The organism is Halomonas sp. 72 (assembly GCF_052379785.1).
GTDB lineage: Bacteria > Pseudomonadota > Gammaproteobacteria > Pseudomonadales > Halomonadaceae > Vreelandella > Vreelandella citrativorans.
Window position 1 is genome coordinate 13,839 of sequence record NZ_JBQSYY010000005.1, and the last position, 24,531, is coordinate 38,369.

The following is a 24,531-nucleotide window of genomic DNA, read 5'->3' on the forward strand; positions in this document are numbered from 1 at the left end:
AAAGCGGGAGGCCGTTTAATGACGTCTCCCGCTTTTTAATGTTGGCGAGAGGTTTAACGCCCCTTACCTTCATCGCCTAATGTAAATGAGGGCGGATCACTGGCTGGAAAGGTGTCATCAACCGTGTCGTCCACCCCTCCTTCCGTCCAGTCGCCATTGACGTTATCAGCCGAGTAAACCGTGTAGTTTTCAGCCAGTGTCCACTGACCATCACACTCTTTCAGGTCATGCCGTTCGACCCAAATACGGCTTCCCCCGGCCTTGAGTATCTCAACTTTTGTTTCAGCACTGTCATCTGAAACCGTGCCTAGCGCACTACCGTCCTGGGTATAAACGGTGGCATCTTGAAGATTATGCTCTGCCATCATAAGGTCCTCCAATGATATCCAAGTATCAATACCTTAGTTGGCACTTTCACGAAGGGACAAGGTGTTTTCAGCAACTTTACCTTATCGCAATTTTTTGATTCCCAAGTCTCCTTCGCTTATTTTGAATGTTTCCTGGCTAATCCATGCAAGCGCTTAAAAAGCCTAGCGTTTCGTTTTGGGGCGCGGCGCTTTTCCTCGCGCGGCTGGTTTACCTGCCCCGGGCTGCCCTTTACCAAAAGACTTACTACTACGCTTGCCTTGGGCTGCAGATTTTCCCCCTGCTGCGGTTTTTGCATTAGGGTGAGCTTTGGAAGTACCGGGCTTGCCCTTGGTGTTTGAGCGCGTTTTACTGCCCGCCGCTTTGCCAGCGCTAGCGGATTTTTCCCCTGCTCCCGGTTTTTCCTTACGTGGACGCTGCCCATTAGGTACCCGAGGCTTGGCTTTCGGCTTAGCCGGTTTAGGAGGCGCTGCACTACTGTCAGCGCTCTCCGTCAGGGCAATGATGGTCTCCACCTCTTTGGGCGTTAAATCACGCCAGTCACCCAGTGCCAGCCCCTTCAAAGACACATTCATGATCCGCGTGCGTATTAATTGGGTAACGTCATAACCGAAGTATTCGCACATCCGGCGTATCTGACGATTTAACCCCTGCACTAGCGTGACAGTAAACACAAAAGTGGACACTTTCTTCACCTGGCACTTCTTGGTGACCTGGCCAAGAATCGGCACACCCTTTTGCATCCCCTCAACAAATTCCTCCGTAATCGGCTTGTTAACCGTTACCTGGTACTCTTTTTCGTGATTGTTGTTGGCACGGAGAATTTTATTAACCAGATCCCCATTATTGGTTAAAAAGATCAGCCCTTGGGAGTCTTTATCCAGCCGACCAATGGGGAAAATACGTGTCCCATGCTTTACAAACTCAACAATATTGTCTTTTTCACTCGATTCAGTCGTGCTCACAATACCGACAGGCTTATTGAGCGCAATCAGAATAAAGTCCTCTTCCTCCTGGGGCTCAATTTCCTGACCGTTCACCTTTACACGGTCACCAGCCATTACCTGGTCACCGGTTGTCGCACGACGGCCGTTGATCCAGACATTGCCCTGCTCTACATAGCGGTCTGCCTCACGGCGCGAGCAAAGGCCGCTTTCACTAATATATTTATTGATTCGAGTCGATTTTCGTAATGACATAACACGCCGTAAGGCTAAAAGTGGATAAAAGCGCCGCTAGAAAGAGGAGCCAGGCTGTTCTAGAAAGGCGATTTCTTCATCGCTGGACGCTCTCCCCAATAGCATATTGCGATGAGGGTAACGACCAAAGCGGTCAATAATCGCCTTATGACGAACTTCAAAATCAAGATTGTTTTCAAGCCCAGGCTGGTCGAACAGCACCATTGCCTGGGCATGAATCGTTTTCGATTCACTATGCATATAGGGCATATATAAAAAGCTGCGCTCTTCAGGCGTTAACGCCATGTCGGCACCTGCTGCCACGGCTTCCTGGGCGAGAGCAAGCGCGAGCGCATCAAACGCAAACGCGCGGGCATTATCGCGGTACATATTGCGCGAAAACTGATCAAGCACAATAATTTCGGCCAGACGCCCCTGCGGTGTATCCCGCCATGTATAACATTCGCACTGGGCAACATGGCCGTGCAGCTCTCCAAAACGCGCCATGATAGCGGCGTCCATCTCGGCGTCTTTCTTAAACCACTGCGCCGGGGTTAGTTCATTAAACCAGAACTGCAACACCGCTTGAGCATCCAAATTCATTGCCGCCTCCTGAGAACATACATAAATGCCGCCAGCCGTACTGGCGGTATACGCACTTCTAATGTTGCCGCTAATTAACCCGTATTGCGCAGCCCCGCCGAGATACCTGCCATGGTCACCATTAGCGCCCGGGAAAGGTCGCCGCTGATCGCACCATCGGCGTCGCGGTTACGCTGTAAAAGCTCAGCCTGCAACCCGTGCAGCGGGTCAATGTAGGGGTTACGTACATCAATGGCCTGGCGGATCAGTGGCGTCTTCTCAAGCAACTCATCCTGCTCGAGTATTTCCAGCACCACGTTTTCCAACCGCTCAAAACGCTCGCGAAGCTTTTTGCCCAGGGCTTTTAAGGATGGTTCATCCACTAGCCGGTGCTCGTAGTACGCCGCAATGGCCACATCAGCTTTGGCCAGTAACATTTCCAACATATCCAGGTAAGTGCCAAAAAATGGCCATTGATCGCGCATGTCCTGGAGCAGCTCGCGTCCGCCGGGCTCTTCCAGGCGCTGCAGGAACGCTTCGCCACTGCCTAGCCATGCGGGCAGCATTAGGCGAATTTGGGTCCAGGCGAAAATCCACGGAATCGCACGCAGCGTTTCAACGCCACCGTCCTGGCGCCGCTTGGTGGGGCGTGACCCCAGCGGCAACCTACCGAGCGCCCCCTCTGGCGTTACCGCACGGAAGTAAGGCACAAAGTCAGGGTCCTCGCGCACCACGCCCACGTAACCGACGTGCGCAATGTGGGCGAGCTTATCCATCTCTTCGCGCCAGCGGGGGTCAGGCGCCGGTGGCGGTAGCAAGGTGGCTTCAAGCACCGCGCAAGCGTAAATTTCCATTGACCGCAGCGCGATATCCGGCTGGCCGAACTTGAAGCGAATCATTTCCCCCTGCTCGGTCACCCGCAAACTGCCGTTTACCGAGCCCGGCGGCTGCGACAGGATCGCTGCGTGAGCGGGGCCGCCCCCACGACCGACGGTGCCGCCGCGGCCGTGGAACAGGGTCAGGTCAACGCCGTGTTTTTCACACACATTCACCAGTGCTTCCTGAGCCCGATACTGCGCCCAGGCCGCCGCCAGTTGCCCGGCATCCTTGGCAGAGTCGGAGTAGCCGATCATGATTTCCTGACGGTCATTAATCAGTGCTCGGTAACCAGGCAGCGACAGGAGCTGTTCGATAACCGCACCCGCGTGATCCAGGTCGTTGAGGGTTTCAAACAGAGGTGCAATGGGCAGCGTGACTTGGCCACCCACCTCTTTCATTAACAGCGCAACGGTCAACACATCTGACGGTTCGCCCGCCATGGAAATAATGTAGGTACCCAGTGCCTCTGAATGCTCCTGGGCGATGACCTTAAAGGTATCCAGCACTTCACGACACTCGGCAGAACACTCCCAACGGCGTGGGATCAGGGGTCGGCTAGACGCCAGCTCTTCCAGCAGGAATGCCTGGCGCTGAGCTTCGTTCCACTCCTGGTAGTGTCCCAGGCCTAATGTGCTGGTGAGCTCTTCGATCACTTGGGCGTGGCGGCTGGCTTCTTGACGTAAATCCAGCTTGGTCAGTGTGACTCCAAACACGGCGACACGGCGCAGCGTATCGAGCAAGGCACCATTGGCAATGGTGTCCAAACCCACATCGCATAAAGAGCGGTAGCAGGCCAGCAGCGGCGCATAAAGTTGGTCGCGGGTTTCAATAATCGGCCCGCCATCGTAGTTGCGGCCATCCAGCTTCGCCTTGGCCCAGTCCCGGGTTGCTTCCACCTTGGCTAAAAGGCGTTTAAGCAGTTCGCGATACGGCTCGGCGACATCGCCCACTTCTGCTTTAAGTGCGCTATTGGCCTTCCACATGGAAAGCTCGGTTTTAAGCTGTTCCAGGTCGCGCAGGTAAAGGTCTGCGGCCATCCAGCGCCCCAGAAGTAGCACTTCCCGGGTGATCCGTGAAGTAACATTAGGGTTGCCGTCCCGGTCGCCCCCCATCCATGAAGCATAGCGAATGGGCGCAGCATCCAGCGGAAGGCGCTCACCGGCAGTATCCAGCAGTAAATTATCCAGATCACGATGGAAGTCAGGCACGGCTTGCCATAGCGAGTTCTCGATAACCGCAAACCCCCATTTGGCTTCATCAACCGGGGTTGGCCGCTCATGGCGAATTTCATCGGTATGCCATGCCTGGCTAATCAGTTCTTCTAACCGCCCGTGAGCGCGCTTACCGCGCTCAGGATAGTCGCCAGAACCTTCGATGGCGGTTAGGCACTCATCAATTGCGTCGTATTTTTGGATTAGCGTACGGCGAATAACCTCTGTCGGATGGGCAGTAAGCACCAGCTCCACCCGCATATTGGCGAGTGTTTCGACCAGCTTACGCGGTGAATTACCTGCCAGTTGGGCCCGCTCAAGCAGCCCGTTGAGAGTCGGCTGGGTGCCGGGTTTGTAGTCTTCTACACGGCGAAAACGTGCGCGATAGTGCTGCTCGGCAATATTGGCAAGATTCAAGAACTGGTTAAAAGCACGTGTAACGGGTAGCAGGTCACGCTCAGGTAACTGGCGTAAATACTCAATAAGTGCGCGCTGCTGGAGTGAGTCACCTTGACGACCTTGCTTGGCATGCGCTCGGATCGTCTCAATTTTATCTACAAATGCCTGTCCCAGGTCGTCCGCTATGGTGCGTCCCAGGCTATCTCCTAAAATGCGTACGTTATCGCGCAGCGATTCGTGCAGGTCGTGACTCATTGGCAAGGCCTCCTAGCGGGGTCGCGTCATTATTAATGATCAATTTATGCTTTATTCTTGATGTTTAGCCGCCTGCCAGTGAGCTTCCATCTCGTCCAGCGAGGCTTCCGTTATCGGTCTATGGGCCGCGTTTAAGGCATGCTCAACATAGCGAAAACGGCGTTCAAATTTACGATTGGTGCCACGCAAGCACTGTTCAGGATCAGCACCCAGGCTGCGGGCCAAGTTGGTTACCGCAAACAATAAATCACCTACTTCTTCCTGAGCATGGCGTGTATCCCCTGTCGCCAGTGCTTCTTCTACCTCATCCAGCTCTTCACGGATTTTATCCAGAACGCCCTGCGTATCGGGCCAATCAAAACCTGCCCGGGCCGCGCGCTTTGAAAGCTTGTTCGCACGGCTTAACGCGGGCAACGTGCAAGGTACGTCATCAAGTACCGAAGGCGCCTCAATGACACGTTGGGCGCGCTCTTCCGCCTTAAGTGACTCCCAGCGCTGATTAATCTGTTGGGTCTGTAGCGCTTCAGCGCTAACACCTGGCGGCCTACGCGAGCCAAGCGTACCCTCCGGAAACACATGCGGGTGCCTGCGCAGCATTTTAGCCGTCAACGTATGTACGATATCGTGAAAATCAAAGCGCTGCTCTTCTGCACCAAACTGAGCGTAATAGATGACTTGAAAGAGTAAATCGCCAAGCTCCCCCGGCAGCTCATCAAAGGCGCGCCGCTCAATGGCATCGGCAACCTCGTAGGCTTCTTCCAGCGTATGAGGAACGATACTATCCCAGCCTTGCTTAATATCCCACGGGCACCCTTGCTCGGGGTCGCGCAGTACCTGCATTAATGTCAGCAGGTCATCCAGATCATAGCGCATCAAGCCGCTCCATATTAGGCACCTTTTTCAGGGTCTGCGTTTCGCAGGCGGCGCACTTCGGTCACATTGGGCAGTTGCTGAATACGTGAGAAGAGCCGCCCCAAAGATTCAAGTCCATCCACTTCTAACGTAATCCTCAGGCGGGCGATGCCTTCGTTGGTATCCGTTAGCGTATTCACCGCCAGCACATTGACTTTCTCATTGCCTAGAAGGCCCGTCACATCGCGCAGTAGGCCCGAGCGGTCCCAGGCCTGGATTTCGATAGTGACTGGATAACGCGTATGGGCGCGTTCGCCCCACTCTACTTCGATGATACGTTGGGGCTCTTCCATACGCAGTTGGAGGATATTGTTGCAGTCCTGACGGTGTACGGTAACCCCTCGCCCTTGGGTGATAAACCCCACAATCGGCTCGCCCGGAACGGGGCGGCAGCAGTTAGCCATGCTGGTTTTAAGATTGCCCACGCCAAGTACGGTAATGTCACTTTTAGAGGGTTTGCTCGGCTGCTTGCGCGGTTTGGCAAGTAAACGTTCCAACTGTTCCTGATCGTCAGTCTCGCCAAATAACTGCTGGGCCTGGTGCAATACCTGCCCAATACGCAGGTCGCCTGCCCCGATAGCGGCATACATATCATCAGCGTTTTGATAATTAACCGCGTCGGCCAATTTGGGGAGATCCAACTGGTCGACATCAAGACGGCGCATTTCTCGCTCAAAAAGTACCCGGCCCTCTTCCAGGTTTTGGCCTCTGGCCTGATGCTTAAACCATGCCTGAATTTTGGCGCGCGCTCGTGACGTGCGCACATAGCCAAGATTAGGATTGAGCCAGTCGCGGCTTGGCCCGGCTTTGGTGGCGGTAAGAATTTCCACCTGCTGGCCCGTTTTAAGCTCATAGGTCAGCGGAACAATGCGCCCGTTAATTTTGGCGCCCCGGCAGCGGTGGCCAATTTCGGTATGAACCCGATACGCAAAATCAATCGGGGTGGCAATACGCGGCAAGTCGATCACATGACCGTCAGGCGTAAAGACATAGTTGCGGTCGGGGGCCACGTCACTTGAAAGCCCTTCGCGCAGATCACCAAAATCACCCACTTCGTCCTGCCACTCAAGCACTTGACGCAGCCAGGCAATTTTTTCTTCGTAGCTACGGCTTTTCGCGTTGGTGTCGTGCCCTTTATAACGCCAGTGGGCACATACCCCAAGCTCTGCGTCGTCATGCATGGCGAACGTGCGGATTTGAATTTCGAGGACTTTGTTCTCAGGCCCGACCACTGCGGTATGAAGCGATTGATAGCCGTTCTTTTTAGGGTTGGCGATATAGTCGTCAAATTCGTCTGGAACATGGTGCCAACGCGAATGCACAATTCCTAATACGGTGTAGCAGTCGGTGACTTCTGGCACCAAAATGCGCACCGCACGAACGTCATGTACGTCAGAAAAATCGATCCCTTTGCGCTTCATTTTACGCCAGATCGAGTAAATATGTTTAGCTCGGCCGCTCACGTCATGATGGGTAATATGCTGAGCTTCCATCAACGTTTTAATCGTTTCGACCACATCGTGGATATAGTGCTCTCTATCCAGGCGCTTCTCAGCAAGCAGCTTGGCGATCGCCTTGTACTCATCTTCGTGCAAATAGCGAAACGACAGGTCTTCAAGTTCCCACTTGATTTGCCCCACCCCTAAGCGATGCGCGAGAGGCGCATAAATGTCGGCGACTTCGCGGGCTACCTGCAGACATTTTTCAAGCGGAGCATCCTTGACCTGACGCAGCGCACAGGTGCGCTCGGCGATTTTAATAAGCGCAACGCGAACATCGCTCACCATGTTGACCAGCATTTTACGCAGGTTTTCCTGCTGGTTATGCTGGGCCATACCGTGGTTGGGAGCGAGTGGATAGCTGATGGCGGCCATTTGCAGGACGCCATCAATTAACCTGGCAACCTCACTGCCAAATCGCTTGGAAACGGCCTCCAGACTCAACAGACCTTCGCGCACGGCGCGATAGAGCACTGCCGCTTCCAGGGTCGCCTGGTCAAGCGTTAGGTCTGCCAAAATGTCTGCCATTTCAAGCCCCATACGAAAGCTTGAACCAGGAGATAACCATTCACGATGAGTACGAGGCGCCTCACGTTCGAGTTGCTCTGCCAGTTCGCAGGCTTCAATAAGGCGCTCAGGATCACTTAGACGCACATCTTCTTGCAGGCGCGTTAACCATTGTTGTATGTCTACCCTGCCGCTATCCATTAGCGGCTGGTCTTCACGCACTTTCACCATGACTCTTACTCATCCCTTCAGGGTATTCATCTTGACGGCGAATACCGTGGCTTGATGCGATAGGCGGACTAGCCTTCGTACTCGAAAAGCATAAGCGATTCCATATGTGCAGTGTGCAGGAACATATCCGCCACTGCTACTTGCTTAATACGATAGCCTGCACGAACCAGATGCGCCGCATCACGGGCAAGCGTTGCCGGGTCACACGACACATACGCAAGCCTGGGCACGGGGTAACGGCCCAGTGCCTTGCACACTGTTTCTGCACCGTTACGCGGTGGGTCCAGCACCAGTGCGTCCAAGTGCTGCTGAGCTTTCAACAAGGCTTCAACCGCTGCGCTATCGCTTAAATCAGCCTGTTGAGCACTTACCTCTAGCCGGTTACGCGCTGCATTGCTGCTGATGCGCGCCACCATTGAAGCGCTACCTTCAACGGCATGTACCCTGGCACCGCTCGAGGCGATGGGCAGGCTAAAGTTGCCCATTCCGGCAAACAGGTCCATAACATGCTGGCCAGGCGCAGGAGCCAGCCATTTCACCACGTGCGCCACCATTTGTTGATTGACGTCAGCATTGACCTGTAAAAAATCACCGGGAGCAAAGGTGAGCGTGAGCGGTGGTTGGCCTTCTATCTGCAGGGTCTCTTCCAGCACCGGTTCAGCGCTGTACCAGTGTAGGCAGGCAGACTCGCGGCCCAGCCACGCGCCAAGCGCAACCCCTTGCTGCTTGGCAAACGCCTGCCAGCGCTCGGCATCCAGCGCATGTGCTTTCAACTGGCGAACCAACAGCACGCATTCCGACGCGGTCGCCAAGAGTTCGATGTGGCCCACCAGACGCGGCGCCTCAAGCTTTGCTAACAAGGCCCTCAAGGGAGGCAAAAGCGCTTGCAAGGGCTCCACCAATACGTGGCACTGATGAATATCGACTAACCGATGACTATGGGCTGCGCGAAACCCCAGCAACACGTTACCCTGCCCATCTATTTTGACGCCGAGTCGCGCTCGGCGGCGATAGTGCTCCGTACTACCATGAAGCAGATGGGGAGTGCCAAGCTCAATACCCTGACGAGCAAACAGCTCGCACAGTACGTCTTGTTTATGCGTGCGCTGCGCCTCAATCGCCATATGTTGCAATTGGCAACCACCGCACTGGCCAAAATAAACGCAGGGGGGCTCAACGCGCTGTTGCGAACGGTGCAGCAGCGCTTTTACATGCGCTTCATCAAAGCGTTTGCGGTTGACATGCACGGCAGCGTCAACACGCTCGCCGGGAAGCGCCCGGTCAATAAACACGGTTTTACCTGTGGCGTCATGCGCAACTCCCCGGCCATCATGCGCCAATCGCTCAACCACCAGCGCATCACTCGTGTCAGAAGCACTTGTTGATTTAGCAGCGGGCTGGCGTACCAGCCCTGATTTGCCTGATGCAGCGCGCGATGGGCGCCGCTTACCCAGCATGGCCATTTATAGCTCCGGGCCGAATAGGCCCATTGAGAGGTAACGATCCCCCCGATCACACACAACAAACACGATGACCGCGTTTTCTACTTGCTCAGCAATACGCAGCGCACCCGCAAGGCTGCCGCCCGATGAAACACCCGCCAGAATGCCCTCTTCACGGGCCAAACGGCGCATGTTGCTTTCAGCCTCGTGCTGGCTAATATCCAGCGTAATATCTACCCGCGGGGCTTCAAAAATCTCGGGCAGGTACGCCTGCGGCCAACGGCGAATACCGGGAATGCTGGCGCCATCGGAGGGCTGCAAGCCGACAATCTGAATAGCGTCGTTCTGCTCCTTGAGGTAGCGAGATACCCCCATAATAGTACCCGTTGTGCCCATGGAGCTTACAAAATGGGTAACCTCCCCCTGGGTTTGCTGCCATATTTCAGGCCCCGTTGTACGGTAGTGCGCCAAGGGGTTGTCTGGATTGGAAAACTGGTTCAGCGGCTTGCCTTCGCCCCGTTCAATCATGGCATCGGCAATATCCCGGGCCTCTTCCATACCACCGGCCTTACTGGCAGAAATCAGCGTGGCACCGTAAGCCACCATGGCTTGCTTACGCTCCTCGGAGGCATTTTCAGGCATCACCAGAACCATGGTGTAGCCTTTGATAGCCGCCGCCATGGCGAGCGCAATACCGGTATTTCCCGAGGTTGCCTCGATCAGGGTATCGCCTGGCTTTATTTCTCCACGCGCTTCCGCTTCATTCAACATCGAAAGCGCGGGACGATCCTTTACCGAGCCAGCGGGGTTGTTGCCCTCAAGCTTCGCCAACAGCGTATTGTTGCGCCCAGCAGTGATCCGCTTCAAACGCACCAAGGGAGTGTTGCCAACCACATCCTCTAGCATGGGATAATTCATCACACGTTCCTTATCATTACCGTTATGCTGCATTATATCGGTGCTGTCGTACGCTGGACAGGCAACCACATTGAATCAACGAGTTTCTTCCATGTCTTTAAACACGCGTTTGCTGTTCGCGCTACTTGGCTTTCCACTTCTGGTGTACGCCATGATGGCTATTTTGCTCATGGTGCAAAGTGATACGGCTGAACGTGCGGCGCTTCACGAGCGACTTAAAGATGCCGGTGAGCTATTAACCCCCAGTTTCCAGCTCGCCATGGCAGACGCAGACTTCCAGCGTATGGAGAGGCTTTCTCGACGGCTGTTGGACCGCTATGGGCTTAGTTCTGTCAGCCTCTTCGATGAGCAAGGTAACCGTTTGTTCGTGTTAGGCCGCTCCACCCCGCCTCAGCTACGTTTAACAGCGCCCAGCGCTCCCCTGATAGAAGAAGAAGAGCATATTTGGCGACTTCTAGTCCCTCTTGATAGCGTGCTCCCCAACATAAACCCGACCGGGGTGGGCTGGCTTGAAGCCGAGGCAAACGCCCGCCCTTTGACGCTTGAACGCTACAAACTGTTGGCCAGTTTAAGCCTGGGCGGCATGCTGTTAGGACTACTGCTGTTTCTGGGTGCCTTTGCTGTCAGTCGGTATATTTCCCGGCCTATTGAGGAAGCTAACCAGGCTTTATATCGCTTATCTCGTGGCGACTATCGATTGCATTTAACGCCTGCACGGCCAAGCGAACTTCGCCAACTAGCCGTTCATGTGAATAGCCTGGCTGAGCACTTTCAGCAGTCGCAACGCGATATGCAGACCCAGATTGAGCAGGCGACCAGCGAATTGCAGGAATCAATGGAAACCATTGAAGAGCAAAATATCAAGCTCGACCTGGCCCACCGCAGCGCGCTCCGTGCGAATGCCGTTAAATCCGAATTTTTAGCCAATATGAGTCATGAGATACGCACGCCACTCAATGGCATTATCGGTTTTTGCCGGTTACTGAGCCGCTCCAGGTTGGATAACCGCCAACAGGGGTGGTTAGAGCACGTTCACCGCGCCTGCGACAACCTGCTAATGCTCGTCAATGACGTGCTCGATTTTTCCAAGCTTGAAGCAAATCGCCTCACACTTGAAGAAGTCGACATTGATATTGTATCGCTTTTGGATGAAGTAATTGGCTTACATGCGCCTGAGGCGCAACGTAAACATCTGCACCTGGTGGCAATGATTTACGATGATGTGCCTACGCCGCTTAGCGGCGACCCGCTGCGTATTCATCAGGTGCTTAGTAACCTGGTCGGCAATGCACTCAAGTTTACCCACGAAGGCGACGTTATTGTTCGTGTGATGCTCGACACCCAGGAAGGCCAGCACGTGGTACTGCGTATCGGTGTTAGTGATACCGGCATTGGTTTGAGCGAAGAGCATCAAAAACAGCTTTTTAGCGCTTTTTCCCAGGCAAAACCCAGCCATTCACGCCAATTTGGCGGTAGCGGGCTGGGCTTATCGATTTGCCGCCAGTTGATTGAGCGAATGGGCGGCACTATCAGCGTGGAAAGCGAGGTAGGCCACGGCTCAACGTTCTCCTTTACCCTTCCACTCTTGGCTAACCAAAGCGGCGAACGCCCCGCAGAGCTTACTCTGAAAAGCCCAGTCGTACGTCTTTATGAAACCCATACGCCTACTCGCAATACGCTTGAGTACTTGCTAGAGCGCTGGGGGGCTATTCCCGTCGCCTTTACCGCTAATGAGCCCGAAGACCTACTGATGTTATGCCTGGATCAAGATGAGTTCGAAATAGAGAGGAGAGACTACTGGCGAGATTTGATTGAGCAAGCCGCCTGCCCCGTATTGATTCTGGCAAACACCACCAGCTATGACTTACCGCCTTGGGAGCTTCCTCATGGCGGGGAAATGCTCTGCAAACCTTTCACTCGCGCTCAGCTGGTCACGACATTGCGCCATTTACTGCAGCCTGCAGATAAAGAAATAGCGTCCGCTCAATCAAAAGCGCCTCCGCCTACGGACCCTTCCGTCATTGATATTTTGATTGTTGACGACAATGCCTCCAACCGTGAGCTGCTTAAGGCGCTGCTTGAAACAGACCAACTGCGTATTACGCTTGCCGATAGCGGGCATGAAGCGCTTGCCTTGGCAGTTAATTACACGGCTGACATGGTGCTAATGGATATTCGTATGCCGGGTATGGACGGTGTTGAAACCAGTCAGGCACTGCGCCGTATCAATAATCACTGGTCACGCTGCCCTATTATTGCGGTAACCGCTCATGCTTTAAGCAGTGAACGTCAGCAGTGGCTGGCGGCTGGGCTGGATGATGTACTGATAAAACCTGTTGATGAGGCGCAGCTACAACAGCTGTTGCTGCGTTTTTTGGCCGTCCCCCCTTCTCTGCCTACCGTGACATCAACGGCAGCCTTGCAACGAAAAGGCACTACTGAATTTGCCAGTGAAGCACTCGCGGCCGTCGATTTAACCATGGGCACACAGCTTGCGGGCGGCAAAGAGAGCGTTGCCTATGCACAGCTTATACGCCTGATTGACAGCCTGGATGAAACAGAAACGCAAATGCGTGCCGCCTATGCCCAGAAAAACCTGGCGATGCTACTTGACTGGGTGCATGGGCTCAATGGAGCAAGCCGTTACTGCGGCGCACCTGAGCTAGCCCTATTGGTAGAAACCCTTGAGACGCGGTTACGCACCAGCGGGCTCAGTCATGTGGAGAGCCTCCTAGAAGCGTTGTACACCGCAATGGCACGCTTGCGTACTCATCGAAGCAGGCTGGCCGATGGGTCTAACGCTCCAGAATGACAAAGGCAACCGCGTACTCCGCTTCATCACTTAGCGTGATATGGCTGGTCGTCGCGCCGGATGCCTGCATTAGCCGCTTGGCCTCATGGCTCAACTGCAAAAAGGGCTTCCCCAAGGGGTCATTAACCACTTGGATGTCCCCCCACTGCATGCCGCCTCGAAGGCCAAGCCCTAGTGCTTTTACAAACGCTTCTTTAGCGGCAAATCTTTTCGCCAAGTAAGCCACCGGTTCGCCTTTTTGCTGCCATATCGCGTATTCGTCAGTTCCCAAAATACGCTGGGCAAAACGTGGCCCATGACGCTCAACTGCCCGGGTAAAACGCGCTACCCGGGCAATATCGGAACCAATCCCCACGATCATGTGTTAGTGACCACAGCAGTAATGATGACCATGCGTATGCTCACCTGCATGCTCATGGCTATGTTCATGATCGTGAGCATCTAAAGCCGCCATCAACCCCGCTTCCTGGCCTGCAATAATAAGCCGCTTCATTTCCTGAACAGCCTCTTTGAGGCCAACAAACAGCGCGCGGGCAATAATGGCGTGCCCGATATTCAGCTCATTCACCCCAGGTAGTGCGGCTATCGCTTCTGCATTATGGTAATGAAGGCCATGCCCAGCGTTAACCACCAGCCCCAGGGAAACGGCCTGAGTCGCTGCTGCGGTTAAGCGCTGATACTCAGCATTTGCGGCGTCACTCCCCAGCTTCTCTTCTGCATAAGCACCGGTGTGCAGTTCAATCGTTGGGGCACCAGCGCGATGAGCCGCATCAATTTGCGCTTCATCAGGATCAATAAACAGCGATACGTCACAGCCTGCGTTTTTCAGCCGCTCGCACGCTTTGGCAACCGCATCAAAACTACCGACCACATCCAGACCGCCCTCTGTGGTAAGTTCTTCGCGCTTCTCAGGTACCAGGCATACGTGTGCAGGGCGCACCTCTTCAGCCAACGCGAGCATCTCTTCGGTCACTGCCATCTCTAAATTCATACGGGTATTCAACACGTCCGCCAACAGCCTGACATCGCGAAGCTGTATATGGCGGCGGTCTTCGCGTAAATGCACCGTAATGCCATCTGCGCCCGCTTCTTCAGCCAACAAAGCAGCCTGTACCGGGTCCGGGTAGCGGGTACCACGTGCCTGACGCAGCGTGGCGACATGGTCGATATTAACGCCCAGTAGAATACGCGGAGGATGCATAACTATCTCCATTCCAAAAAAGTCATAAGCATGAACTATGGCTGACGCCGGCGGGCCAGTGCCATCATTAGCTCCCGAGAGCGCAGTGCAGCAGACCCCAAATGCGGTGCTAGTGCCGCCCGCATGACTGACTTAAGAACGCTTGCTAGCCCCGCATGTTGCCAGTCACCCTGCTCAATATAACGCAATGCGCGCCCTTCAAGCCCCTGCTCTGCGGGAAGAAAAGCACGGCTTTGTGCATCAAACCGATAGCGGGCTTGCGGGTCCAGCACGTTATTATCTGGCGTACAAAAACGCGGGGTAGCTTCAAGCGCATCCAACAATGCCCACTCATACCGCCGCAAGGCAAGAGCGCGCTTGGAAGGCATTGGCAGCGCTTCAAGCAGCGCCGTATAGAAGGCAAAAACATCGGGCGCAGCGAGTTCCAGGGGCAGCAGCCGGGTGGCGATTTCATTCGCGTAAAAACCGCATAGGAGCCCCTCTCCTGCCAGTAATGCCGTTTGTCCACGCGACTCCATCAAGGTGAGGCGTTTCAAATCGCGTTCGCCGCGCCAGCTAACAAACAGCGGCGTAAACGGCTGTAGTCGTTGACGCGACTTGGACCCCGGCCGCTGCCCTCCGTGGGCAACAGCGCGAATACGGCCATTATTAAGCGTCAGTAAATCGACTAACGCGCTGGTTTCACGGTAGGGTTTACGATGCAGTAAAAAAGCGGGCTCCGCTGACATTGCGACACTCAATCGAGGTCGTAACCCAGGCTTTTCAGGGCACGCTCGTCATCGGACCAACCGCGCTTCACCTTGACCCACATATTAAGCATGACCTTGGTACCCAGCACGCGCTCCATATCCAGGCGCGCCTCGCGGCCGATGCTCTTGATCCGGTCACCGTTTTCGCCGATCAGGATGACTTTCTGCCCTTGGCGTTCCACCAGAATCAGCGCACTGATATGCGTGACGCGCCCGGCTTCGCGGAACTCTTCAATTTCAACGGTCATCTGGTAGGGCAACTCGTCACCCAACTGACGCATGACTTTTTCACGCACCAGCTCAGCGGCCATAAAGCGCAGGCTCTTGTCGGTAATCTGATCTTCCGGAAAGAAGTGCACGCTTTCTGGCAGGTGTTTAGCCACTTCCTCTTCCAGCGTTTCTACCTGGGTGCCGTGCTTGGCTGAAATAGGCACAACGGCTGCAAACTCGCGCCGCGCGCCCACTTCAGCAAGCCAGGGTAGTAAATCGCCCTTATCCTGTAGACGATCCACCTTATTGACGGCCAGAATAACCGGTGCCTTAACATGCTCAAGACGCTTGAGCACGGCCTGGTCTTCGTCAGTCCAGCGGGTACGATCAATAATAAAGACCACACAGTCAACATCACGAAGTGCTTGGGTAGCCGCCTGGTTCATAAAGCGGTTGATGGCTTTATTACGGTCTTTGGACATGATGTGCATGCCCGGTGTATCCACGTAAATAAACTGCGTATCTTCAACCGTTTTAATACCCATTACCTGATGGCGCGTGGTTTGCGGACGCCGCGAGGTAATCGAGATTTTTTGCCCCAGAATACGATTCATGAGGGTTGATTTGCCTACGTTAGGCCGTCCAACAATGGCCACAAAGCCGCAGGATTGGCTCATGATTTGTCTCCTGGTTTTTTCTCAAGGTACGAAAGCGCTTCTTCTGCCGCTTGCTGTTCAGCATGGCGGCGACTAGGGCCTTTACCGGTGGTATGCTTGCTTAGTAGCTCAATGTAGCACTCCACGGTAAAGGTCTGGGCATGCGCCTCGCCCTTTACAGAGACCACTTCATAGCGCGGCAGCGCTGACTGACGCGACTGCAAAAACTCTTGTAAGCGTGTTTTAGGGTCTTTCTGGGTATCTTGTAACGAGATATTCTCTAGACGCTCGGCGTACCAGGAAAGCACGCGCTCCCGGACAACGTCCATACCGGCGTCCAGGTAAATGGCACCAATTATCGCTTCAACCGCATCGGCGAGAATCGACTCACGGCGATGCCCTCCGCTTTTCATTTCCCCCGACCCCAAGCGCAAGCATTCTCCAAAGGTCATTTCACGGGCGAGCTCAGCAAGTGTTTGGCCTTTCACCAAACGCGCGCGAAGGCGCGATAACTGCCCTTCCCGCGCTTGAGGGAAACGTTGAAACAAGGCTTCTGCGATAACGAAATTAACAATTGAATCACCCAGAAACTCCAGGCGCTCATTGTTACGACCACCGTAGCTTCGGTGCGTCATGGCCAGTTCCAAGAGCGTCTCGTCGCCAAAGGTATGGCCGATTCGTCGGCAAAAAGCGTTTAAAGGATTACTCACAAGGCTCCTACGTCATTGACGTTAACTATTAGTGACATGACTAACCAGGGCTGACATAAACTTATTCATTCAATCCGTCGCACCGTATTAAAGCTGGGCAACCCGCCGTCCCAATGCATCCAAACAGCAAATGCACGACCCACGATATTCTCTTCCGGCACAAACCCCCAGTAACGGCTATCGTTGGAGTGATCGCGATTATCGCCCATCATGAAGTAGTGACCTTCAGGCACTTCAACTTCGCGCATTTGCGGCCCTGGGTCGCGGGGGTTGTTGTAGATAGTATGGCGCACGCTACCCAACTGCTCTTCTAATAATAGCTCTTGTGGCGAGGCATCGGGGCCTTCTTCCAATAACGTTTTAGTGACCAGTTCGCCATTCACATAAAGCTGTTTATCTTCGTAGCGAATACGGTCGCCCGGAAGGCCTACCACCCGTTTGATAAAGTTGACCGATGGCTCATCCGGGAAGCGAAACACCATCACATCGCCACGCTCAGGCTCACCAACCTCCAAAATACGGTTGTGAACCACCGGCAAACGCAAACCGTAAGCAAACTTGTTCACCAGGATAAAATCGCCTACTTCCAGCGTAGGCCGCATTGAACCCGATGGAATTTGAAACGGTTCGACAATAAAACTGCGTACTACCAATACCACCAGAAGTACCGGGAAAAAAGAGCGCGCATAATCGACCGGCCAAGGCTCTTTTAAAAGTTTTTCCTGTGTTGGTGCGTCGATGTTCCCAGCAGCGGCTTCCTCTGCTTTCGCCAACCGCTCACGACGCTTAGGCCGCAGCCAAATCACATCGATAAAATAAACGACCCCTGAAATTACAACGGCCAGTACCAGCAGTAATGAAAAATCCATAAAGGAAACCTTCCCTAGTCGTTAACCTTGAGCACAGCGAGGAAGGCATCCTGGGGAATTTCAACGCGCCCCACCTGCTTCATCCGTTTTTTACCGGCTTTCTGTTTTTCCAGCAGTTTTTTCTTACGGCTTACATCACCGCCATAACATTTTGCCGTTACGTTTTTACGCAGGGCTTTTACGGTAGAGCGCGCCACTACCTGACCACCGATAGCGGCCTGAATGGCCACGTCAAACATCTGGCGCGGAATCAGCTCTTTCATTTTCTCGACCAGCAGCCGACCGCGGCTATGGGCATGATCACGGTGAATAATCACCGCGAGGGCATCTACCTTTTCGCTATTGATCAGCACGTCCAGGCGCACCAGCTTGGCCGCTTCGAAACGCTCGAAATTGTACTCAAGCGACGCGTAACCGCGGGAGATGGATTTCAGACGGTCGAAGAAGTCCATGACCACTTCCGACATCGGCAACTCATAGGCTAACTGAATCTGGTTACCCAGGAACTGCATGTCTTTCTGGGTACCGCGGCGCTGCTCACACTCGGTAATGACGTTACCCACAAACTCCTGAGGCACCAGAATACTGGCCCTCACGATGGGCTCACGCATCTCATCCACGTCTGCCATATCCGGCAGTTTGGAGGGGTTGGAGATGTAAGTGACATCACCATTCTTCATCGCAAGCTCGTATACCACGGTAGGTGCCGTGGTAATCAGGTCAATATTGTATTCGCGCTCAAGCCGCTCCTGGATAATCTCCATGTGGAGCGTGCCCAGGAAACCGACGCGAAAACCAAAGCCCAGAGCATCCGAGTTTTCCGGCTCATACTCTAAAGAAGCATCGTTAAGCGCGAGCTTTTCAAGCGCATCCCGGAAGTCTTCGTAGTCATCAGCACTGACGGGGAACATCCCGGCATACACCTGAGGCTTCACCTTCTGAAAACCAGGCAGACGCGGCACGTCGGGCGTCTTGGTATGCGTGATAGTGTCACCCACCGGCGCACCGTGAATCTCTTTAATGCCTGCGACAATAAAGCCCACCTCACCCGCGCGCAGGATATTGGTCTCTTTGCGCAACGGAGTAAAAATGCCCACTTCAGTGGCGTTCCAGTCGCGGCCCGTTGACTTGATACGGATCTTGTCGCCCTTGCGCAGCGTGCCATCAAACAAGCGCACCAGCGAGACAACGCCCAGATAGTTATCAAACCAGGAGTCAATGATCAATGCTTGCAGGGGGGCATTCCGGTCACCTTTGGGCGGCGGGATATCACGCACCAAACGTTCAAGCAGTCCTTCAATGCCGATACCGCTTTTGGCGGACACCTGACAAGCGTCTGTGGCGTCGAGACCAATGATTTCCTCAACCTCTTGCGCCACCTTGTCCGGGTCGGCTTGGGGTAAATCGATTTTATTGAGGACCGGCAATACTTCCAGGCCCTGCTCGATGGCGGTATAGCAGTTAGCCACCGACTGCGCCTCAACCCCTTGGCCCGCATCTACGACCAGCAGCGCCCCTTCGCAGGCATACAGTGAGCGCGATACTTCATAGGAGAAATCCACGTGGCCTGGCGTATCGATGAAATTAAGCTGATATACCTCGCCATCGGCCGCAGTGTAATCGAGCGTCACCGATTGCGCTTTAATGGTGATACCACGCTCGCGCTCAATGTCCATGGAGTCGAGCACTTGCTCTTTAAGCTCACGCTGGGTCAATCCACCGCAGGTTTGGATCAAGCGATCAGAGAGCGTTGATTTCCCGTGATCGATATGAGCGATAATTGAGAAGTTTCTTATGTTCTTTAAATTACTGCTAGAAACGTCGTGGGACATCGAGAGTGGTCTGCCTTAGTGGTACGTAAGCGGCTTTATTACCAGCCGCCTCGAGAGTTTAAAGCCCGAAAACAGCTGGCATGTTGGCCACTTTGCCTATTTCCGTTAAAAAGATAAGCGCTATTGTAGCGATATGTGCGGGATAGGAACAGCAGTCCGGCGAGAACCGCCGGACTGGGTAGGCAGAGAAGGTCTTATTCCAGACGTAAAGCTAAAAACAGTGAGCGACCCTCACGGTAAACACGTACTGGAATTGCCCGATCACTGGGTAGCTGTTCAACAATGTCTAACAACTCATCCGGAGAAGACACGCTGCGGTGATCAACACTTACCAGTACATCGCCAACGTGGAGGCCCGCTTGAGCGGCAACGCTACCCGGCTCAATCTGACGCACTGCAACGCCCCCCTCAATATTTAGGCGCTCACGCATCGCGTCATCCAACTCGGCAACCGAAATGCCCAAACGCACCTGATTGTTGCTTTCATCACCTTGTGTGGCTACTTCGGAATCGGGCCAATGACCCAGCGCTACCGTCTCCGTTACCTCTTCGCCATCGCGCATTAAGGTAAGCTCCACATCACTTCCAGGCGTAACACGGCCAATTAAGCGCGGCAGCGTGCTTGAGCGATCAACCTCTTCGCCATTGACGCCAGTAATCACGTCGCCAGCACGCAAGCCGCCTTGCGCTGCAGGACCTTCCGGGTCAAGGTCAGCAATGAGCGCCCCACTTGCGTTTTCCATACCAAAGGATTCGGCCAAATCCTGAGATACAGGTTGAATCATGACGCCTAGCCAACCACGATCAACGCGTCCCTCTTCACGCAGTTGATCAGCAACGTCCATGGCGACATTAATGGGTATCGCAAATGAAAGTCCCATAAAGCCGCCGCTACGGGTAAAGATTTGCGAGTTAATCCCGACGACTTCTCCGTCAAGGTTAAACAGCGGCCCACCGGAATTACCAGGGTTGATCGCCACATCCGTTTGAATAAAAGGAACGTAGGCATCACGCGGCAATGTGCGATTAATCGCGCTGATAATGCCTGCAGTGACGGAATGATCAAACCCGAACGGAGAGCCAATCGCGGCTACCCACTCACCCACTTTAAGATCGTCAGAATTGCCAAGATTCAAGACCGGTAACTCAGAGGCATCAATTTTTAAAAGTGCAACGTCGGTCTGAGCATCGCTACCGACCAACTCAGCGGAAAGCTCTCGATGGTCATTCAAGCGCACCAATATCTCGTCAGCATCCTGGACAACGTGGGCGTTAGTCATGATATAGCCATCATCGCTAATCACGAACCCAGACCCCAGCGACTGACGCTCTTCACCACGCCCTTGTCCGCCACTACCTGGCGGGGCTGGAAAACTATCGCCGAAAAAATGCCGGAAAATCTCAGGTATCTCTTGCCCACCGAACCCACCCATTGAAGGGCCACTACTGCGTTGCACGGTACGGCTGGTTGAAATATTGACAACGCCTGGCGCGGCCTCTTCAACCAACTCTGTGAAATCGGGTAAATTATAGGCATAGGCATTTTGGCCTATCATCAATAATGTGGCCATGCATAGCCATAATGCGGAAGGAAGAACCAAGCGCTTCATGTAAGAGCTCCTAATAAAGCAGACATCAAACGAAGGAAGTGCAACTCACCATGAGATGCAGGACGCCTAACTGACCAATTGAGGGCGAAAGCGTTCCGTTCGCCCGCTAAGCAATTTTTTTAAAATCACACACCCAATGAACAGCGTCATAAAAAAACTGGCGGGCGCCCACCACTCAGCCCCACCTAACGCTGCAACCCCTCCTGATAACAGTAGCGCAACCAATAACGGCAGCGCATAGACAAGCAAGGCTAACAGGGTAATATCGGAACGGCCAAGAGTAAGCGTTACGCTTGTACCAAGCGGGTAGTGCTCGCAAAGTTGGGAGGCATAAGGGGTTTTGACTTCAATACGCTGGTGCTGCTGACGCGCCAACACGCCCATGCCACATCCACGGCCCCGGGCACACTGCTGGCAACTCTCTTTAACCGACACATCGACTAACAGCCCTCGCGGGGTGTAGCCAACAACGCGACCGGCACGCAGCAAGGCATCACTTTCAGATTTCATCAACGCATTAATACCTTGGCTGGACTGATTGAGCTGTAGAACATGCGCACAATGTAAATAAGAAAAATTAGTCAAACTCAACCGATTGAACAATACGCTGAAGCATTGAAGGGGGAACTTCACCAATACCGACGAGCTGCCAGTACTGCTCGCCTTCAGCATATTCGTCAACCGCTATCGACGAAACACCAATTTGGTGGACGCCGCGATTCAACTCTTGCGGCCCCGCTTGAGGCTCGGCAAAAATGCTAATGGTGGCCAAACCGTCGCTATACAAACGCTGATGCGCCTCGTCATCCTGGGAGAATGTCGGCTGAGCGACAAACCCTTCGGGCAGCCATGAAGGCTGCCAAGCGGGCTCTGTGCTGACGGGCAACGCATCAATGACAACCTCACCTGTATAGCGCTCGGGCTCATTTAATTGTGTTATTTGAAAGGTTTCTAAAATACGACCCGTTGAATCGCTTAACACATGTTTTAACAATAACCCGGTTGCATTATCCAACCACCACTCATGGGTATAACGCTGCTGGTCATGCGGCTCAAATCGAAGCGTTGCCGCCTCGCGCCCCGCGACTCGGACGTCTTCATCCAGCGAAATATCGTAAAACTGAGAAGCGTGGTCAACCCACCCTTCCAGAGAAGGGAACGCACCGTTTTCGCTTTTTTCTGACCAAGCCAGCTGTCCTACGCGGGAGCGACGCTCGACGCTTACAGAGGGGCCATCAAGCTGCTGAACAACTTGCTGGCGAACACCATCCTGAATGCGATGAGAAAGCGCTAGCGTGCGCACATCAATGGCATTAATTGCCACGGCCCGCGCTTGAAACGTATAACAATGGCTCGCCTGTAAACTTCTTTCCAGCCACACCTGAACATTGCCAGATGCATTTTCAGAGGGCACATCCGCACACATGCCCCGTTCATCAGTTTGTGCATAGAGCTGTAAAGGCAACAGGCTAATGCTCAATAACGCAGCAGAAGCCATCCACCTGTTTCGCCAGGTCACCATCATGCGGGTTTATTCCCATATCTATCGGTAGCCACTCTTAGCCTGCTGTTACCTGCCATCCTTCAAATGCCTATCTCGAAATCAAGGCATTTTCCCGAGTTATACCTTACGAATACGTGTTTAAAATGCGTATTCAGGTGCCTCACTCAGAAAGCATTGTCATAACATGTTAGCGTTGGCCTAGCGGTTCAGTGACAGAAGAACGCATCAATGGCATCCAGCTTTCGCCATTGCCATAAGCGGCACCCTGAGAATGCTGCTCCAGATACGACTGCAGAAGCCTGATCTGATCAACATCAATAGTGGTACCTTGCTGTGCGGGAGCACTTTGAGCCACGGCGGCTGAAGCAAAGCCCGTTTCGCTTACGTTCATTAGCCCGTTTTGCGCTTGACCATTAACCCGAAAAGGCGTTGGTTCAAACATCGGCATGCTGGCAGAGGTCATTGACGCTGGCTGCGAGGCGGCAAGGTTGACAGGCTGAACCTGACCCGCTGCACCTCCGCCCGCCGAGGACGTTGCCGCAACAGTGTTGCCTGGCTCAATACTTTCACCGTCAGCACCAAAGAACTGAACACCAGTAATCACCATAAGTGATACCGCTGCTGCAACACCGGCGCCGCGAGCAAAAGAGATGTTACTTGACCGAGCAGGGGTTGACGCTGGGGCGTCAGCCATCATCGGAGCAGGTTCATCCTGTAAACGCGCCATAATACCGGCGGAAAGGTCGGCGCTCACATCAACACTCCGCTCACGCTGCATCATGCTACGAGCCAAGTGGTAACGTCGCCACGTATCTGCCGCATCAGCATCATTTGGCAGTGCCTTCAACACTCGGCGTAGTTCCAGCTCATCACTTTCGCTATCCATTAATGCTGAAAGCGATTCCCGTGTGTTTTGACTCATACTTCACACCCTCACACTGTGTTAAATGAAGCCTTACCGCAGCACGGCAAATAAGCAGCGACCGCTGTAACAACTCCACTGGCCAAGATCTGATAACAACTCGCTTAGTGCAACGCACCTCGCATGATGCTGCCTCATTCTTTGGTACATCAGCCGCTTGATGCGACATGGTAGCTCTAAAGCGTCACGGCTGCTTGTTCTCATCCGCTCAACGAAAGCAACTGATGAGTATGACGCCTTGCCTGCCAGACAGTTCACAAAAAAAGGAAAAACGTAATTTTCTGTGTCCTGACCGTTACCTGCAACTTTTACCTGCAACTTCCAGCAGCACTGTGTTTATTCAGTTCTATCGACCACTATTCGTCGCGACTGTTCCGTGCAGTCGTCACTAACGGTCGAATGTGTTCATCCACCGCTTCACGCGCGCGAAAAATCCGCGAACGCACAGTCCCCACTGGGCACTGCATTACCTGAGCAATATCTTCGTAGGCAAGGCCGTCCAGTTCGCGCAGCGTAATGGCCGTACGTAGATCGTCCGGTAGCTTTTCAATCGCCTCAAAAACGGCGGCTTCAAGTTGATCACGTGCAATAGCAGCTTCTGGCGACTCGGCATCTGCCAATCGGCCACTCTGGTCGACAAGCTCTGCATCCACAATGTCCAGGTCGCTACCAGGTGGCCGTCGGCCCCGAGATACCAGATGGTTTTTAGCCGTATTGATAGCAATGCGATACATCCAGGTATAGAAAGCACTTTCAGCACGAAACTTACCAAGCGCTCGATAGGCTTTGATAAACGCTTCCTGGGCCACGTCCTGGACCTCAGAGTGATCGTGTACGTAGCGACCGATCAAACCAATAATTTTATGCTGGTATTTTTTTACCAGCAGATCAAACGCGCGCGTATCACCTTTTTGGGCACGTTCGACAAGCTGTTGATCCGTTTCCCGAGTGCCCATTCACACGCCCCTCCAGCTCGTACGACATGCGTCGAGCCCTATTTCTGCCACCCCTTTTGAGCGGGCCTTCACAGCAAGCAGCATAGCGTCCCTTGGGCATTAATTAATGACAATGATGACA

General features: G+C 53.8%; 21 protein-coding genes. 1 reads left to right on the forward strand and 20 read right to left on the reverse strand.

Annotation, left to right across the window (positions count from 1 at the left end; translation table 11 throughout):
• Positions 1-53: 53 nt before the first annotated feature.
• The 8 genes from ACT3T6_RS06890 to cysM form a co-directional block, all read right to left on the reverse strand.
• Positions 54-368, reverse strand: a complete 315-nt coding sequence (locus tag ACT3T6_RS06890) for a hypothetical protein (protein WP_172116419.1) — start codon at positions 366-368, stop codon at positions 54-56.
• A 162-nt stretch (positions 369-530) separates the two neighbouring features.
• The gene (gene rluF / locus ACT3T6_RS06895; RefSeq protein WP_193053719.1) at positions 531-1,565 is read right to left on the reverse strand and encodes a 23S rRNA pseudouridine(2604) synthase RluF; all 1,035 of its coding nucleotides are present in this window, start codon (positions 1,563-1,565) and stop codon (positions 531-533) included.
• Positions 1,566-1,601: 36 nt separating this feature from the next.
• Positions 1,602-2,147 carry a DUF924 family protein gene (locus ACT3T6_RS06900; protein WP_193053718.1) on the reverse strand — a complete coding sequence of 182 codons (546 nt, stop codon included), beginning with the start codon at positions 2,145-2,147 and terminating at the stop codon, positions 1,602-1,604.
• Between the two features lie 74 nt (positions 2,148-2,221).
• On the reverse strand, positions 2,222-4,870 hold the full coding sequence (gene ppc, locus ACT3T6_RS06905) for a phosphoenolpyruvate carboxylase (RefSeq protein ID WP_172116416.1): 2,649 nt from the start codon (positions 4,868-4,870) through the stop codon (positions 2,222-2,224).
• 51 nt (positions 4,871-4,921) lie between these two features.
• Entirely contained in the window at positions 4,922-5,743 is an 822-nt protein-coding gene (gene mazG, locus ACT3T6_RS06910; RefSeq protein WP_172116415.1) for a nucleoside triphosphate pyrophosphohydrolase, read from the reverse strand.
• A 14-nt stretch (positions 5,744-5,757) separates the two neighbouring features.
• Positions 5,758-8,019: a GTP diphosphokinase gene (gene relA / locus ACT3T6_RS06915; RefSeq protein ID WP_193053717.1), complete on the reverse strand. Its 2,262-nt coding sequence runs from the start codon at positions 8,017-8,019 to the stop codon at positions 5,758-5,760.
• Between the two features lie 68 nt (positions 8,020-8,087).
• Positions 8,088-9,482, reverse strand: a complete 1,395-nt coding sequence (gene rlmD, locus ACT3T6_RS06920; RefSeq protein ID WP_193053716.1) for a 23S rRNA (uracil(1939)-C(5))-methyltransferase RlmD — start codon at positions 9,480-9,482, stop codon at positions 8,088-8,090.
• Entirely contained in the window at positions 9,483-10,379 is an 897-nt protein-coding gene (cysM, locus tag ACT3T6_RS06925) for a cysteine synthase CysM (RefSeq protein ID WP_193053715.1), read from the reverse strand. It abuts the gene before it with no gap.
• A 91-nt stretch (positions 10,380-10,470) separates the two neighbouring features.
• Here cysM and ACT3T6_RS06930 point away from each other — a divergent pair, with 91 nt between their 5' ends.
• The gene (locus tag ACT3T6_RS06930; RefSeq protein WP_193053714.1) at positions 10,471-13,191 is read left to right on the forward strand and encodes an ATP-binding protein; all 2,721 of its coding nucleotides are present in this window, start codon (positions 10,471-10,473) and stop codon (positions 13,189-13,191) included.
• Here the strand turns inward: ACT3T6_RS06930 and acpS are convergent.
• The 12 genes from acpS to rpoE all read right to left on the reverse strand — a co-directional run bounded on the left by acpS (position 13,175) and on the right by rpoE (position 24,410).
• A complete protein-coding gene (gene acpS / locus ACT3T6_RS06935) occupies positions 13,175-13,552 on the reverse strand; it encodes a holo-ACP synthase (RefSeq protein WP_193053713.1) in 378 nt (125 codons plus the stop codon). The two genes, ACT3T6_RS06930 and acpS, sit on opposite strands and share 17 nt — an antisense overlap.
• A 3-nt stretch (positions 13,553-13,555) precedes the next feature.
• Positions 13,556-14,392 carry a pyridoxine 5'-phosphate synthase gene (gene pdxJ / locus ACT3T6_RS06940; RefSeq protein ID WP_193053712.1) on the reverse strand — a complete coding sequence of 279 codons (837 nt, stop codon included), beginning with the start codon at positions 14,390-14,392 and terminating at the stop codon, positions 13,556-13,558.
• Between the two features lie 35 nt (positions 14,393-14,427).
• Positions 14,428-15,120 (reverse strand): DNA repair protein RecO, encoded by a 693-nt coding sequence (gene recO / locus ACT3T6_RS06945; RefSeq protein ID WP_193053711.1) that lies wholly within the window; start codon positions 15,118-15,120, stop codon positions 14,428-14,430.
• Between the two features lie 8 nt (positions 15,121-15,128).
• On the reverse strand, positions 15,129-16,028 hold the full coding sequence (era, locus tag ACT3T6_RS06950) for a GTPase Era (protein WP_172116407.1): 900 nt from the start codon (positions 16,026-16,028) through the stop codon (positions 15,129-15,131).
• Positions 16,025-16,717, reverse strand: a complete 693-nt coding sequence (rnc, locus tag ACT3T6_RS06955) for a ribonuclease III (RefSeq protein ID WP_087109215.1) — start codon at positions 16,715-16,717, stop codon at positions 16,025-16,027. The genes era and rnc overlap by 4 nt, the downstream gene beginning before the upstream one ends.
• A 65-nt stretch (positions 16,718-16,782) precedes the next feature.
• Complete coding sequence (lepB, locus tag ACT3T6_RS06960; protein ID WP_172116406.1) at positions 16,783-17,586, reverse strand: signal peptidase I; 804 nt, start codon at positions 17,584-17,586, stop codon at positions 16,783-16,785.
• A 14-nt stretch (positions 17,587-17,600) separates the two neighbouring features.
• Entirely contained in the window at positions 17,601-19,418 is a 1,818-nt protein-coding gene (gene lepA, locus ACT3T6_RS06965) for a translation elongation factor 4 (protein WP_172116405.1), read from the reverse strand.
• 194 nt (positions 19,419-19,612) lie between these two features.
• Positions 19,613-21,028 carry a DegQ family serine endoprotease gene (locus tag ACT3T6_RS06970; protein WP_193053710.1) on the reverse strand — a complete coding sequence of 472 codons (1,416 nt, stop codon included), beginning with the start codon at positions 21,026-21,028 and terminating at the stop codon, positions 19,613-19,615.
• Between the two features lie 66 nt (positions 21,029-21,094).
• A complete protein-coding gene (locus tag ACT3T6_RS06975; RefSeq protein WP_192526392.1) occupies positions 21,095-21,538 on the reverse strand; it encodes a SoxR reducing system RseC family protein in 444 nt (147 codons plus the stop codon).
• 67 nt (positions 21,539-21,605) lie between these two features.
• Positions 21,606-22,526: a MucB/RseB C-terminal domain-containing protein gene (locus ACT3T6_RS06980; protein ID WP_226911982.1), complete on the reverse strand. Its 921-nt coding sequence runs from the start codon at positions 22,524-22,526 to the stop codon at positions 21,606-21,608.
• A gap of 193 nt (positions 22,527-22,719) precedes the next feature.
• Positions 22,720-23,454, reverse strand: a complete 735-nt coding sequence (locus tag ACT3T6_RS06985; RefSeq protein ID WP_192526390.1) for a sigma-E factor negative regulatory protein — start codon at positions 23,452-23,454, stop codon at positions 22,720-22,722.
• Between the two features lie 356 nt (positions 23,455-23,810).
• Positions 23,811-24,410, reverse strand: coding sequence for an RNA polymerase sigma factor RpoE (rpoE, locus tag ACT3T6_RS06990; protein ID WP_172116400.1), 600 nt, complete (start codon positions 24,408-24,410; stop codon positions 23,811-23,813).
• Positions 24,411-24,531: the final 121 nt, after the last annotated feature.

Coding starts and splice junctions, on each gene's coding strand:
- lepA (WP_172116405.1), bottom strand. CDS start 19,418: ATGTCCCACGACGTTTCTAGCAGTAATTTAAAGAACATAAGAAACTTC.
- acpS (WP_193053713.1), bottom strand. CDS start 13,552: ATGATCGTGGGGATTGGTTCCGATATTGCCCGGGTAGCGCGTTTTACC.
- rlmD (WP_193053716.1), bottom strand. CDS start 9,482: ATGGCCATGCTGGGTAAGCGGCGCCCATCGCGCGCTGCATCAGGCAAA.
- ACT3T6_RS06900 (WP_193053718.1), bottom strand. CDS start 2,147: ATGAATTTGGATGCTCAAGCGGTGTTGCAGTTCTGGTTTAATGAACTA.
- ACT3T6_RS06980 (WP_226911982.1), bottom strand. CDS start 22,526: ATGGCTTCTGCTGCGTTATTGAGCATTAGCCTGTTGCCTTTACAGCTC.
- rluF (WP_193053719.1), bottom strand. CDS start 1,565: ATGTCATTACGAAAATCGACTCGAATCAATAAATATATTAGTGAAAGC.
- rpoE (WP_172116400.1), bottom strand. CDS start 24,410: ATGGGCACTCGGGAAACGGATCAACAGCTTGTCGAACGTGCCCAAAAA.
- era (WP_172116407.1), bottom strand. CDS start 16,028: ATGAGCCAATCCTGCGGCTTTGTGGCCATTGTTGGACGGCCTAACGTA.
- relA (WP_193053717.1), bottom strand. CDS start 8,019: ATGGTGAAAGTGCGTGAAGACCAGCCGCTAATGGATAGCGGCAGGGTA.
- recO (WP_193053711.1), bottom strand. CDS start 15,120: ATGTCAGCGGAGCCCGCTTTTTTACTGCATCGTAAACCCTACCGTGAA.
- ACT3T6_RS06890 (WP_172116419.1), bottom strand. CDS start 368: ATGATGGCAGAGCATAATCTTCAAGATGCCACCGTTTATACCCAGGAC.
- ACT3T6_RS06930 (WP_193053714.1), top strand. CDS start 10,471: ATGTCTTTAAACACGCGTTTGCTGTTCGCGCTACTTGGCTTTCCACTT.
- mazG (WP_172116415.1), bottom strand. CDS start 5,743: ATGCGCTATGATCTGGATGACCTGCTGACATTAATGCAGGTACTGCGC.
- pdxJ (WP_193053712.1), bottom strand. CDS start 14,392: ATGCATCCTCCGCGTATTCTACTGGGCGTTAATATCGACCATGTCGCC.
- ACT3T6_RS06985 (WP_192526390.1), bottom strand. CDS start 23,454: ATGAGTCAAAACACACGGGAATCGCTTTCAGCATTAATGGATAGCGAA.
- ppc (WP_172116416.1), bottom strand. CDS start 4,870: ATGAGTCACGACCTGCACGAATCGCTGCGCGATAACGTACGCATTTTA.
- cysM (WP_193053715.1), bottom strand. CDS start 10,379: ATGAATTATCCCATGCTAGAGGATGTGGTTGGCAACACTCCCTTGGTG.
- ACT3T6_RS06975 (WP_192526392.1), bottom strand. CDS start 21,538: ATGAAATCTGAAAGTGATGCCTTGCTGCGTGCCGGTCGCGTTGTTGGC.
- ACT3T6_RS06970 (WP_193053710.1), bottom strand. CDS start 21,028: ATGAAGCGCTTGGTTCTTCCTTCCGCATTATGGCTATGCATGGCCACA.
- lepB (WP_172116406.1), bottom strand. CDS start 17,586: ATGGATTTTTCATTACTGCTGGTACTGGCCGTTGTAATTTCAGGGGTC.